This window comes from Nostoc sp. (assembly GCF_036919555.1).
Classification (GTDB): Bacteria; Cyanobacteriota; Cyanobacteriia; order Cyanobacteriales; family Nostocaceae; genus Nostoc.
In genome coordinates this window covers 40,993-52,580 of the sequence record NZ_JBALCS010000013.1, presented here as the reverse complement: position 1 = coordinate 52,580, position 11,588 = coordinate 40,993, and the positions used below count along the sequence as shown (strand labels likewise).

The 11,588-nt window shown below is 44.0% G+C and carries 16 protein-coding genes; 1 reads left to right on the top strand and 15 read right to left on the bottom strand.

What is annotated here, in order from left to right; genetic code table 11:
* Positions 1 to 193: 193 nt before the first annotated feature.
* The 12 genes from V7K36_RS05605 to trxA all read right to left on the bottom strand — a co-directional run bounded on the left by V7K36_RS05605 (position 194) and on the right by trxA (position 8,734).
* On the bottom strand, positions 194 to 892 hold the full coding sequence (locus V7K36_RS05605) for a glutathione binding-like protein (protein ID WP_335113897.1): 699 nt from the start codon (positions 890 to 892) through the stop codon (positions 194 to 196).
* Between the two features lie 56 nt (positions 893 to 948).
* On the bottom strand, positions 949 to 1,725 hold the full coding sequence (locus V7K36_RS05600; RefSeq protein WP_335113895.1) for a class I SAM-dependent methyltransferase: 777 nt from the start codon (positions 1,723 to 1,725) through the stop codon (positions 949 to 951).
* A 34-nt stretch (positions 1,726 to 1,759) separates the two neighbouring features.
* A complete protein-coding gene (locus V7K36_RS05595) occupies positions 1,760 to 2,449 on the bottom strand; it encodes an SDR family NAD(P)-dependent oxidoreductase (protein WP_335113893.1) in 690 nt (229 codons plus the stop codon).
* A 125-nt stretch (positions 2,450 to 2,574) separates the two neighbouring features.
* Positions 2,575 to 2,697: a hypothetical protein gene (locus tag V7K36_RS05590; protein WP_335113891.1), complete on the bottom strand. Its 123-nt coding sequence runs from the start codon at positions 2,695 to 2,697 to the stop codon at positions 2,575 to 2,577.
* Between the two features lie 132 nt (positions 2,698 to 2,829).
* On the bottom strand, positions 2,830 to 2,925 hold the full coding sequence (locus V7K36_RS05585) for a hypothetical protein (RefSeq protein ID WP_335113889.1): 96 nt from the start codon (positions 2,923 to 2,925) through the stop codon (positions 2,830 to 2,832).
* Between the two features lie 119 nt (positions 2,926 to 3,044).
* Complete coding sequence (locus V7K36_RS05580; RefSeq protein WP_335113887.1) at positions 3,045 to 3,269, bottom strand: hypothetical protein; 225 nt, start codon at positions 3,267 to 3,269, stop codon at positions 3,045 to 3,047.
* A gap of 246 nt (positions 3,270 to 3,515) precedes the next feature.
* Complete coding sequence (locus tag V7K36_RS05575) at positions 3,516 to 4,814, bottom strand: MFS transporter (RefSeq protein ID WP_335113885.1); 1,299 nt, start codon at positions 4,812 to 4,814, stop codon at positions 3,516 to 3,518.
* A gap of 215 nt (positions 4,815 to 5,029) precedes the next feature.
* On the bottom strand, positions 5,030 to 5,338 hold the full coding sequence (locus V7K36_RS05570) for a hypothetical protein (RefSeq protein WP_335113883.1): 309 nt from the start codon (positions 5,336 to 5,338) through the stop codon (positions 5,030 to 5,032).
* A gap of 6 nt (positions 5,339 to 5,344) precedes the next feature.
* Positions 5,345 to 6,010: a nitroreductase family protein gene (locus V7K36_RS05565; protein ID WP_335113881.1), complete on the bottom strand. Its 666-nt coding sequence runs from the start codon at positions 6,008 to 6,010 to the stop codon at positions 5,345 to 5,347.
* 166 nt (positions 6,011 to 6,176) lie between these two features.
* Positions 6,177 to 7,289 carry an alkene reductase gene (locus V7K36_RS05560; protein ID WP_335113879.1) on the bottom strand — a complete coding sequence of 371 codons (1,113 nt, stop codon included), beginning with the start codon at positions 7,287 to 7,289 and terminating at the stop codon, positions 6,177 to 6,179.
* Between the two features lie 118 nt (positions 7,290 to 7,407).
* Positions 7,408 to 8,202, bottom strand: a complete 795-nt coding sequence (locus V7K36_RS05555) for an SDR family NAD(P)-dependent oxidoreductase (RefSeq protein WP_335113877.1) — start codon at positions 8,200 to 8,202, stop codon at positions 7,408 to 7,410.
* Between the two features lie 208 nt (positions 8,203 to 8,410).
* Positions 8,411 to 8,734, bottom strand: a complete 324-nt coding sequence (gene trxA / locus V7K36_RS05550) for a thioredoxin (protein ID WP_104906809.1) — start codon at positions 8,732 to 8,734, stop codon at positions 8,411 to 8,413.
* Between the two features lie 81 nt (positions 8,735 to 8,815).
* Between trxA and V7K36_RS05545 the strand changes: the two genes are divergently transcribed.
* Positions 8,816 to 9,166 (top strand): ArsR/SmtB family transcription factor, encoded by a 351-nt coding sequence (locus V7K36_RS05545; RefSeq protein WP_335113875.1) that lies wholly within the window; start codon positions 8,816 to 8,818, stop codon positions 9,164 to 9,166.
* Positions 9,167 to 9,295: 129 nt separating this feature from the next.
* On the opposite strand, the gene V7K36_RS05540 is transcribed toward V7K36_RS05545, so the two are convergent.
* Genes V7K36_RS05540 through V7K36_RS05530 form a run of 3 tightly spaced genes read right to left on the bottom strand, consistent with a single transcriptional unit; the run spans position 9,296 to position 11,565 of the window.
* Positions 9,296 to 10,075: a nucleotidyl transferase AbiEii/AbiGii toxin family protein gene (locus V7K36_RS05540; RefSeq protein WP_335113873.1), complete on the bottom strand. Its 780-nt coding sequence runs from the start codon at positions 10,073 to 10,075 to the stop codon at positions 9,296 to 9,298.
* Positions 10,072 to 10,308 carry a hypothetical protein gene (locus V7K36_RS05535; RefSeq protein WP_335113871.1) on the bottom strand — a complete coding sequence of 79 codons (237 nt, stop codon included), beginning with the start codon at positions 10,306 to 10,308 and terminating at the stop codon, positions 10,072 to 10,074. The genes V7K36_RS05540 and V7K36_RS05535 overlap by 4 nt, the downstream gene beginning before the upstream one ends.
* 45 nt (positions 10,309 to 10,353) lie before the next feature.
* Entirely contained in the window at positions 10,354 to 11,565 is a 1,212-nt protein-coding gene (locus V7K36_RS05530) for a glycosyltransferase (RefSeq protein WP_335113869.1), read from the bottom strand.
* Positions 11,566 to 11,588 lie beyond the last annotated feature (23 nt).

Below are 11,588 nucleotides of genomic sequence, written 5' to 3'. Positions count from 1 at the left end.
TACTTCAACAGCAAGATTTGATTCAAGGGTTAACGGGTTTTCACTGGTGGATTAAAATCGGAGCTTAATCGTAAGTGATTTACCGAACATGATATTACGCAAAAAAGTTCTGAAGTAGCGGTAATTCATGAATTACCGCTACGACAAATCAGGTTTTTGAGACAATTTTGCGTAAGTCCTAAATTCAAAAGGCTCAAGGCTGAATAGTCTTCGCCGACTGGTTAAATAACAAATCTCGTAACTTATCTGGATCAGGCGCTTGAGTTTTGAATGCTTCTGCTTTCTCATAGGCGCGAATTGTTGCCGGACGGGTCTTAATTGTCTCAAACCAGCGCTTGAGGTGAGGAAAATCCTCTAGATTCTGACTTTGAAGTTCATGGGGCACAATCCAGGGATAGGCAGCAATATCGGCGATGGAATAATCGCGAGCCACAAATTCTCTATCTGCTAGTTGCTTATTCAGGACTGTATATAAGCGTCCCGTCTCATTCACGTAGCGCTTAATGGCATATTCGATCTTTTCGGGAGCATAGACGCTAAAGTGATGATTTTGTCCTGCCATTGGCCCCAGCCCTGCCATTTGCCAGAACAACCATTCTAAAACTTGAGTGCGATTACGTAAATCTTGGGGGATTAATTTCCCGGTTTTTTCTGCCAAATATAGCAAGATTGCACCAGACTCAAAGACGGAAATCGGCGCACCTCCATCTGCTGGTTCGTGGTCAACGATCGCGGGCATACGATTGTTAGGAGAAATCTTCAGAAATTCCGGCTTAAATTGATCCCCAGCCCCAATATTCACCGGAATTATGGTATATGGTAAGCTGACTTCTTCCAAGAAAATGGTAATTTTATGACCGTTTGGGGTTGTCCAATAGTAAAGATCAATCATGATTAGTTTTCCTGATATTGAGAGTTGGAATTTAAACTCAGAGAATTCGCTACGAATTACGAATTAGATGGCGGTGATTTTGCGATCGCTGCCCAAACTCTGTGGTGAACCTGAAGAATTGGTGTGGGATATTTTGCTTCGAGTAATGTTGCCAATTCTTGGTCAAATATTTCTACTTTTTCTGGTGTCAAGCTGGCTCCCACCCCAGCACTAGCACGAATTCGCCCCCGCCAATCTTCGTGTATATAAGACACAAATACATCGTAAGAAAATGTGCGGATTTCTCGGAATCCTCCTTCTCCAATGTCTTTTAACCACAGGGGATACAATCCATTACCGCCGTCTAGATTCCACGCGGGATTATGAGTTTTGATCAGTTGTTCTGTTGCTTCCACCACATTACCTTTTAAAGGTATCCAATCAAAATGAGCGATCGCAAGCAAGCCATTTCCTCTCAATATCCGAGTAATTTCCTGGACGACACGCGGACGATCAAACCAATGCCAAGACTGTCCAACTGTTACCACATCCGTACTTGCATCTGGTAACTCGGTATTCTCGGCAGTTGCAACTCGATAATCTACTTTGAGTTGGGCTAATTCACTTAACTGGCTTGCTTGTTCTAAAAGTGAAAGTGATGGGTCTATGCCAATTACATAAGCACCTCTATCGGCAAAGCCCCGCGCTAGTGTTCCTGTTCCTGTGCCAAGGTCAACAATGTTTTGCCCTGGTAAACCTATACCATATTCAGACAGTTTGTTAAATAATGAACTGGGAAAGCCAGCGCGGTGTTTTGCATAATCAGTAGCAGTTGCACCAAAATCAATTTTCATACCTGCAAAAATATTCTTGTAACAATTGTCTAGGCTAGAAGTTCTCTACCCACGGACGTAGTTCTACTTCCCATGTCCAAGCACTGCGGGGTTGGCTGAGAATGCTGAGATAAGTTTGAGCGATCGCATCCGGGTCAAGAGTACTATCAGGATTATCTGCTGGATCTTGGCGGTCTGTGGAGCGGATTGCACCATCAATCACGAAATGTGCCACATGGATATTCTTTGGTGCTAATTCTCTAGCAATACTCTGAGCCAAACCGCGCAGTGCAAATTTACCCATTGCAAAGGGAGCAGACAGAGGATAACCCTTAACACTCGCTGAGGCTCCAGTAAAGAATATAGCACCACCGCCAAGTTGCAAAAACCTTTTAGTAGCAGCTTGGGCGACAAGAAAGCCACCATAGGCAGTTACATCTAGGGTTTTTGCCACCTCACCAGGGTCTAGATCAACAAGAGGACCCCTCACCCGGAAACTGGGATTGTAAACGACAATATTCGGGGAAGCGAGTTTTTTTTCAATATTAATAAATAACTGTTCTACTTGATCTGGCTTTGAGACATCAGCAGCGAAACTAACTGCGCCAATTTCACTGCTCAATTGAGTAAGTTTTTCAATTTGACGAGCCGCTAAAGCTACGGTGAATCCTTCTTTGGCAAATAGGTGGGCTAAAGAAGCACTCAGTCCACTACCTGCACCGACAATTAAAGCTGTTGTTGCCATAAATTTAATTCTCCTTATTAGGATTAACAGTTAAAGCATTTTATTCAAGCGCCTCTTTTCTGATCAAATTCCTTGGGCGAAACTTGCTGATCTTTAGACTTTGCCGGAGGGCAGCGCTCACAATATTATATTGGTCGAGATGGATAGCAGATACGTTCTACGGTTGCTGATTGATAAGTTTTGCTTTGGCGATCGCTGATAATGTCGAAAGCTCTTAGTTTTGATTGTATATCAACTTTCATCTTCATAAAGATTACTGCGATGCCCTATTTTAACTACACTTATTAACAAAATATTGTCATATAGGACTCATATCTGATTTTTGAACAAGATTTCGGATAAAACCCTGATCAAACGGGATTTTCAGTCTCAGTATGTTTTCAGAAATCAAATCGGATTCCTATATATTTCATAAATACTCGGTACTCGCCTACTCGAATACGATAAGTATTTTCTTCATCCTTTAATTTTGTCATCTCCTTGGGACGGGGTTCTGTAGCTAAATTTAAAATTTTTGAATCGATGCGGTTTTTAATGTTGATTGGGAGTTTATTTAGTTATTTTGTTGCACCCTTTGTAAATTCAATTTGATACATTATGCAGTTTCTTTATCATATCCTTTATATTCATCCCAAGACACAGTACCGTTGATGCGTCTATCTTCCCTAGCTTCTGTAATAGCTTTTATATCCTCTTCATCCTCTTCATCATCTATACGCTTTAATAGAGCGTAAATTTCCTCTAAAGTACTGTCATAAGCTTGATTAAGCAGTACATTGATATCTTTAATTAATTGTTCACGTTCGTGTTCGGTTTTCATTTTTACTCTCCTCTGCAATTAATTGTTTTGACACTTTATCAAATTTGTTCAGTATGTCAGCATCAGACATATCACTTATTTTTACGCCTAGAGTATGCAAATAACCAACTTTAAGCAAAAATTCAGCTTGTTAATTGTCTGAACGACTATATCTAGCAGCTGATTCAACCACAGTCTGTTTTACTGCCAGAGCGTTATGAACCAAAGGATTTATTTGATCAAATCAAGGTACATATCAGCTATAGATTAAGGATTGAGCGTAACTGAAGATAATCGTGAATTGCCTTTAGTGGGAGTTTGACCAATTTGCAGTACACAAACTGCGGCAATCAAACAGAGAACGCCTGATAAAATAAACGCTTGTAAATAACTACCCGTCCAAGTTCTCAACACTCCGGCTCCAAATGCTGCTGTGGCTGCACCGAGTTGGTGTCCTGCGACAATCCAACCGAACATCACACCGACATTTTCTTTACCGAAGACGTTGGCAACAAGGCGGACTGTCGGTGGTACGGTGGCAATCCAATCAAGTCCATAGAAGACGGCGAAAATGGAAAGTCCATAGAAGGAAAAGTCGAAACTGAAGGGCAAGAAAATCAAAGACAAACCCCGCAGTCCGTAGTACCAAAATAATAAGTAGCGATTATTCCATCGGTCAGATAGCCAACCGGACATAGTAGTTCCAAAAAAATCGAATAGTCCCATGATTGCCAAAAGACCAGCAGCCTTGACTTCAGGAATACCGTGGTCAATACAAGCGGGAATCAGGTGAGTTCCAATCAACCCATTTGTGCTTGCGCCACAGATAAAAAAGCTACCAAATAACAGCCAGAAGTCTCGATTATGCATTCCTACCCAGAGGGCGTTGAGGGTGGAGGCGATGGAATTCACTCTAGGCTGTGATATTTCCACAGTTTCGCTGTTGTCGCCAAAAGGTCGCAAACCGACATCCGCCGGCCGATCGCGCATAAAGGCTGCGATCGCTGGAATAATTAGAAGTGCTGCACCACTAAGAGCCAGAGCCGCAGTTCGCCACCCAAAGCGATCGGTTACTGAGGCCAGCATGGGCAGAAACACTAGTTGCCCCGTGGCTGTACTGGCAGTTAAAATGCCCAGAACTAGACCCCGCTTTTCCAAAAACCAGCGATTGACAACAATAGCACCCAAAACCAAGGCGATAACTCCGCTACCACAACCCACAACTACACCCCATAGCAAGACTAGCTGCCAAGAAGCTGACATCAATGTGGTTAAACCCACACCGAGAGCAATGACAGCAAGTGAGAACACCATCATCCGGCGAATGCCGATCTGCTCCATCAGTGTGGCGGCAAAAGGGCCAATCAGTCCGTAAAGTACTAAGTTAATGGAGATTGCCAAAGATATAGTTGCTCTACTCCAGCCGAACTCCTGTTCGAGAGGCACTATAAAAACTCCAGGAGCAGAGCGAATTCCGGCCGCCACCAGCAAGGCTAGGAATGTTAAGCCTGCGACGAGCCAGCCATAGTGGAACGAACGACGCTCTAGATAGGAGGCTAGGGACATGGTGGGGAGTGGGGGCAGGGGGCAGGGGAGTTCAAAGACTCATTAATGGAGTTCCAAAGACTCATTAATGGAGTTCAAAGACTCATCCCTTATTCTCCATGCCCCATGACCAATTTAACGTAACGCCCAAGTCCCCACCCTCAACGTACACGCACAAGTGGGGATTGTGAGCCAAGCTTTTAGGATTGCATCTGGAATTGATTTTAAACGAATTGTCAAAACAAATTCTGGATGTATGACGAATCCCCAGGATTTTCTGGTAAGAGAGGTGATGTCTTGACCATCAATGCCACAAGCGAAAACCAAGCGAATAGGTGAGGCACTCCGCCCTTGCGGTTCCCCGACTTGAAGGAAGTGCCGAACCCGTAAGGGTACATGTCCAAGAAAAAGATTTGGGTCTTGGGAACCAGGACTCCTGCCCTTGGAGGGAATGTCAGACCAAAAAAACTGCGGAGTAATTGATGGCTATTCCCGATGAATTGGGAGCGATCAACTTCAGCCTTAGGCAAGTCTGAGTAGTTCACGGAAAGCTACCCTGCATAAGGGTTGCCGATTCTGTCCACAGAGACGTTGGAGGAGAATGGCAAACGACCTGGATTTAAGCGTGGTTCTGCTGCATAGCCAACAGGAACTAAAACTGCGATCGCTAAATCTGGATTATCCCCAGCACCAATTACTTCCTTTACTTTGTCTTCAAGCCAACCGTTCATAAAACAAGTGGATAATCCCAGACTTTCTGCTGCTAACACCAAATGGGTAGCGGCAATAATCGCATCTTTGATGGCATATTCGCGCCGCTTGTCGCCCAGCGATGCTTGAAATTGCGGGACGGCGGTTTTAAAGTAGTTCACTGTGCCTTCATTCCATGCGCCAGTTTCGATTCCCTGCTCTAGAATTGGAGTAAAGTTTTGTTCGCCTGCGTTAGGATCGGCGGCAAAGACAAAGGTTACAGGTGCTTGAACAATTTGCTGTTGATTAAAAGATGCTGCTGACAGTGCTGCCTTTTGCGCCTCATCTTGCACGAGAATAATTTGCCAGTCCTGAATATTATAGCTGCTGGGTGCAGCCACGGTTAACTCTACCAGTTGCTTGAGTAGTTCTGGGGTGATGGGGTCTGTTTTAAAAGTTTTGATGGAACGACGTTGAGCGATCGCACTAGGTACATCTAAAGGTTGAGTTTGGGTGATGGAACTCATGAGATTCTCCTGATAGTTGAGTTTTGACCAAATTAGGATACAAGCGAATGTATTTATTCATCAAACAAAATAAAAATTATTCCTTGTTTGAGAATAAACGACTTGCCTACAGCCCGCACAATAAACAGTCGTGAAGTCATAATTACGAATTACGAATTACCAATTATTATGCGTTAGCTACCGGCTCGTTAGCAGCTGACCAAAATGGATAGTCTGTATATCCTTTTTCGCCGCCACCATAAAAGCTTGCTTGATTTGCTTGATTTAATGGTGCATTCAAAGCCAAGCGTCGGGGTAAATCTGGATTTGAGATAAATAGTGTGCCAAAGGCAACTAAATCTGCTGCTTTGTTTGCCAGCACCGCATCGCCTTTTTCACGGGTATAACCACCATTGACGATCAGTGTACCTGTAAAGCGATCGCGTATATGACTGGTGGGTACAATTATCCCGCCATGTCTGATATCTGCTTCTGTTGCCTCAAAAATATGCAGATATGCCAAATTAAACTGGTTCAAGGCTTGAGCCGCATAACCGAATGTCTCCAGGGGATTGGAGTCACCTATATCGTTAAAAGTCCCACTGGGAGAAAGACGTACTCCGACTCGGTTAGAATCCCACACACTAGTTACCGCCTCTGTCACTTCCAACAGAAATCGGGCGCGATTCTCAATCGAACCCCCATATTTATCTGTACGTTGATTGGTGCGATCGCGGAGAAACTGATCTATTAAATAACCATTAGCTGAGTGAATTTCTACCCCATCAAACCCAGCCGCTAGGGCATTTGCTGCTCCTTGACGGTACTGTTCGACTACCTGCGGTATTTCTGAAGTTTCTAAAGCACGGGAAGTAACAAAGGGTTTAGGCCCCTCATAAGTTGCAGCTTCACCTTTAGGAGCAATTGCAGAAGGTGCCACAGGTAAAGCTCCATTCGGTTGTAAGTCTGGGTGAGAAATCCTGCCTACGTGCCATAGTTGTAGAAAAATTCTTCCTCCCTCCTGATGTACGGCATCGGTTACTAACTTCCATCCCTCCACCTGTTCTGGTGAATGAATTCCTGGTGTAGCGGGATAGCCTTGTCCTTCAGGAGTTACCTGTGTTGCTTCCGAAATAATCAGTCCGGCGGAAGCACGTTGGACGTAGTAGGTAACATTAAGTTGATATGGTACGTTTCCTTCACTTGCCCTGTTTCGGGTTAAGGGTGCCATCACAATCCGGTTAGGGAGTTCCAGATTCCCTAATTGGTAAGAAGAGAATAAGTTGATATCACTAGTCATTTTGCTTTGCTCCAATTCAAAGTTTTTTAACCCAGGTCGGTGGGTTTTGTTTGTGTAGACGCGGTTTCTAACCGCCCTTTTAACGTTAAGTTGACTGTACCCCTACGACAGATATGGTTCAAATAATCGACCGAATAACACCACCATCTACCCGCAAAGCTGCACCATTAGTTGCTGATGCTACAGGACTGGAAAGGTAAACTACGATCGCTGCTACTTCTTCATTAGTTGCAAAGCGTTTGATTAGGGAAGTTGGACGCACATTTTGGAAAAACTCAGCCTCAACTTCAGTTGGACTGATACCACGTTCTTGCGCCAACTTGGTAATAAAGTCTTCAACTCCTTCTGAGCGGGTTGGTCCTGGTAGGACAGAGTTGACCGTGACTCCAGTCCCGACGGTGATTTCTGCTAGACCTCGTGCAATGGCAAGCTGCGCTGTCTTAGTTGTGCCATAGTGAATCATTTCCACTGGGATCTGAATCGCAGATTCGCTGGAGATAAAAATTATCCGCCCCCAGTTTTGCTCTAGCTGCTTTTGCAGATATTGCCGACTCAAACGAACTCCACTGAGGACGTTAACTTCAAATATCTTTAACCAGTCTTCATCAGTAATATCGAAGAAGGTTTTTGGCTCATAAATACCGACATTGTTAATCAGAATATCAACATGAGGAATTTTTTGAATGAGTTGCTCTACCCCTGATGCAGAGCCTGCATCAGCAACAACACCAGAAACTTTCGCGTCGGGTGTAAAATGCTTAATTTTAGCGATCGCATCTGCTACTCGTTCTTCAGAGCGACCGTTGACAATCACTGATGCACCTTCTTGAGCTAGCCCCAGGGCGATCGCAAAACCAATACCTGCGGTTGAGCCACTTACCAGCGCGGATTTACCATGCAATTTCAAGTCCATTTTGCCCTTTCCCCGTTAGGTGAAGAAACAGAATACTCTGGGAGTAGCGACTGGGGAGCAGGGGGAGCAAGAATTTTAGATTTTAGATTTTGGATTTTAGATTGAAATTTAATCCAAAATTTCAAATCCAAAATCCAAAATTGAATTGCCCCATGCCCAATGCCCCATGCCCAATGCCCTTAACTTAGATTAATGCCCTTAACTTAGATTAAAGATGCTGTGCTAAGGTCTTATTCAAGGTAGTTTTTGGGACTGCCCCAACGACAGTATCGACCTGCCGACCTCCCTTAAAAACCATCAGCGTCGGAATGCTACGAATTCCATAGTGGCTAGCGACAGTAGGATTTTGATCTGTGTTCAGCTTCACAAATTTCACCTGTCCTTCGTATTCAGTAGCAACTTCATCGACGACTGGGCCGACCATCCGGCAAGGACCGCACCACGGTGCCCAAAAGTCTACTAAGACCGGAATTTCACTTTCTAAGACTTCTTGCTTGAATGTGGCTTCTGTGACATTTGTAATGGATGACATAAAATTGCCTTCCTAATTAATTCTATAATTCGATAATATCGAATAATGAAAATATATGCCACCTGATGAGATAATGCAAGTATGAGATTTCTTTATCATCCAGATCAAAAAAATATTTCTTTACCGGGAGTGCTGTATGCATTGGGCGACCCAGTGCGGCTAGAGATTGTGCGGCTGTTGGCGACTGAGGGTGAACAATGCTGTGCCAGATTTGATTTTGCGATCGCTAAGTCTACCATGTCCAATCACTTCAAGATTTTGCGGCAGTCGGGGATAGTCTTGACACGGAAATCGGGGACACATCACATTAACATCCTGCGGCATGAAGATTTGGAGGTGCTGTTTCCAGGGTTGCTGGATGTGGTATTGAAAGCCGCCCAACCATTGCCTGTTGGCCTTGCCAGTACTCAACAAACAGCTTCAAGGATTTAGGGGCATTGGGCAAAACAGTTCCGAGTTCCTCTTTTCCGAGTTCCGAGTAAAGAAGTGAGATTCCCCACTCAGCACTCAGCACTCAAAACTCAGCACTGATGAGGGGCATGGGGCATTGGCTCTACCTGTTTAAGAATCTTCTCGTTTTTCAAATTGTGTTTCTAAATCAGCAAAGATATCATGTTGTTCTCGAAAAACCCTTGGAGTGTGAGATAAACCTAAATCTGTAGAGAGTAAATCAATACCGTCGATAATTTTGGGTATCTGAGCTTGATCAACTTGCAGACCGAGAAAGCATTTCTGCCTGTAATCCGGTCTTTCCTGAAAGCGTTCGACTGCTCTTTTCAAAGGGCGCATAACCTCATAGGCTTTTTCAGCCTTCTCAATTGATACTTGAGAGATTGGAGATTGTACCCTGAGAATTGCTAGATCAATTAAATCTCTTGCTTCAACGCTGTCATCTGCGTAACGGTCAGAATTTGACAGTAGCTTAGAGGTAAAACAGTCATTGAAGCTTAAGCAGGGAACGAGTGACCAGTTTGGATATCTTGGTGGGTCTAGTTGAAAACGAGTTTCGGCAATAATTTCCGTTTTAATCGGCATATCATCCACAAAAACTATCATCCGAATTCCATATTGGTCAGTTGTGCTACGTCCAACTTGAATTTTACTTAAATCTCGAAATAATGCTTCATGCCCACCCTCAAATACCACTGTACGCAGATACTTGTAGCCTTCTGTACCAACAGAAGCGATAAAATCAACGTCCTGACTCCAGCGATATTCTTTAAACTCAAATGCAAGAAGGGTTCCGCCACCGAAATAAGCAGAACCCTTCTTAAGTATGTCAGAATCTAAGCATTCAAGAACTGTGAGAATTTTATTATGGTGTTCAAATCTGAAGGTCATAAACAAACTTGCAACCAGGATTTATAGCCTCTGGCGAGTTCCTTAAGGAAATTGAGTTCTTCACCCTCAAGATTATTAAATAGTTTGCGATATTGCCAGCCACGCTCGTAGCGACTCAGCATTTGTTCTGAAGTAAACCGATATACATCGGCAGTCTGCCAACAAATTGACTCCAGAAAAGGCAGCTTTTTGGGGACAATAACAGGATTATTTGTTGATGTTGCGGTCGTCATAATTTTTTTATCAACCACTTTCGGCTTACTTTAATTTTATCCCAACTATAAATTATCAGAACTAGGATAAACTCTTCCTTTCCAAGCGCCGCCGCGCCCTTGCCAGTGACGTAGTGCTGAGTCTAGAGTCATCAGGGTATAGAGAAAAGCGATCGCTGGTAAACTAAATGCTAACCAAGGAGAACATTTATAAAAGCGGATCGTCGGGTAGTAAGCCAAGGACATTAACAGCCATCCTAATAAACCTGTAAATGCGATCGCCCAATTGCTCCAAACTGCACCTAGAATTACACACAGAGGGGGAGCTAGATAAATCAGAGGCATTCCCACCAAAGTTCCCACTAGTAGTAATGGAGAATAATTCAGTTGGGTATAGGCAGTACGAGCAACCATATCCCAAATCGTCACTAAGGAATCATAGGGACGCAGACTGCAAGTTAAAGTACTCAATCCTAGCCAGATACGCCCTTGACTGCGGATTGGGCTTGTCGTGTTATCTCCCACTCCCCCACTCCTCTTAATAGCCTGAGCCAGGGCGCAATCGTCAATTAAAGCTTGGCGAATCACTTGAATACCCCCGATTCGCTCTAAAGCTTCACGGGCGATCAGAATAGATCCCCCAGCTGCGGCGGCTGTGGGATTGTTTGGATTATTCACCCAACAAAAGGGATAGAGTTTTTGGAAGAAAAAGACGAAAGCCGGAATCAAAAGTTTTTCCCAAAAGCTTTCACACCTAAGTCGCACCATTACCGAAACCAAGTCTAAATCTTCTTGAACAGCTTTCGCAACTAGTCGGCGAAGATTACCAGGATCATGTTCAATATCTGCGTCGGTCAGCAAAAAATAGTCAGGTGCAAATAAACTCGCGCTGTTTATACCTTGCTCAACTGCCCAAAGTTTGCCCGACCAACCAGGAGGCAGTGAAACGCCTGAGATAATATGCAATTGCTGAGGTTTACCTACAGCGTGTGCAACCCCTTCGGCAAAATTTGCTGTCCGGTCTGTGCTGCGATCGTCTACCAAAAACACGTTGAAAGAACCAGGATAGTCTTGAAGCAGGAGCGATCGCAAGCTGGTTGAGATCAAATCAGCTTCGTTACGGGCTGGAACCACCGCACAAACTACAGGCAACGATTTTAGCTGAGTTTCTCCAATCTCTAATTGCTGGTCTACTCGCCAAAACTGCCCCCAAAAACACAGTAACCCCAACCAAATTGTTAAGGATAAGAGCATCAATCCTAATACAATCACACCCATAACCTATTGCAAATTCTCAGTAA

What these genes read in the sequence shown, in the direction of transcription:
- V7K36_RS05605 (WP_335113897.1), bottom strand. Translation starts at nt 892, where the DNA reads ATGATTGATCTTTACTATTGGACAACCCCAAACGGTCATAAAATTACC.
- V7K36_RS05600 (WP_335113895.1), bottom strand. Translation starts at nt 1,725, where the DNA reads ATGAAAATTGATTTTGGTGCAACTGCTACTGATTATGCAAAACACCGC.
- V7K36_RS05595 (WP_335113893.1), bottom strand. Translation starts at nt 2,449, where the DNA reads ATGGCAACAACAGCTTTAATTGTCGGTGCAGGTAGTGGACTGAGTGCT.
- V7K36_RS05590 (WP_335113891.1), bottom strand. Translation starts at nt 2,697, where the DNA reads ATGAAGATGAAAGTTGATATACAATCAAAACTAAGAGCTTTCGACATT.
- V7K36_RS05585 (WP_335113889.1), bottom strand. Translation starts at nt 2,925, where the DNA reads ATGACAAAATTAAAGGATGAAGAAAATACTTATCGTATTCGAGTAGGC.
- V7K36_RS05580 (WP_335113887.1), bottom strand. Translation starts at nt 3,269, where the DNA reads ATGAAAACCGAACACGAACGTGAACAATTAATTAAAGATATCAATGTA.
- V7K36_RS05575 (WP_335113885.1), bottom strand. Translation starts at nt 4,814, where the DNA reads ATGTCCCTAGCCTCCTATCTAGAGCGTCGTTCGTTCCACTATGGCTGG.
- V7K36_RS05565 (WP_335113881.1), bottom strand. Translation starts at nt 6,010, where the DNA reads ATGAGTTCCATCACCCAAACTCAACCTTTAGATGTACCTAGTGCGATC.
- V7K36_RS05560 (WP_335113879.1), bottom strand. Translation starts at nt 7,289, where the DNA reads ATGACTAGTGATATCAACTTATTCTCTTCTTACCAATTAGGGAATCTG.
- V7K36_RS05555 (WP_335113877.1), bottom strand. Translation starts at nt 8,202, where the DNA reads ATGGACTTGAAATTGCATGGTAAATCCGCGCTGGTAAGTGGCTCAACC.
- trxA (WP_104906809.1), bottom strand. Translation starts at nt 8,734, where the DNA reads ATGTCATCCATTACAAATGTCACAGAAGCCACATTCAAGCAAGAAGTC.
- V7K36_RS05545 (WP_335113875.1), top strand. Translation starts at nt 8,816, where the DNA reads ATGAGATTTCTTTATCATCCAGATCAAAAAAATATTTCTTTACCGGGA.
- V7K36_RS05540 (WP_335113873.1), bottom strand. Translation starts at nt 10,075, where the DNA reads ATGACCTTCAGATTTGAACACCATAATAAAATTCTCACAGTTCTTGAA.
- V7K36_RS05535 (WP_335113871.1), bottom strand. Translation starts at nt 10,308, where the DNA reads ATGACGACCGCAACATCAACAAATAATCCTGTTATTGTCCCCAAAAAG.
- V7K36_RS05530 (WP_335113869.1), bottom strand. Translation starts at nt 11,565, where the DNA reads ATGGGTGTGATTGTATTAGGATTGATGCTCTTATCCTTAACAATTTGG.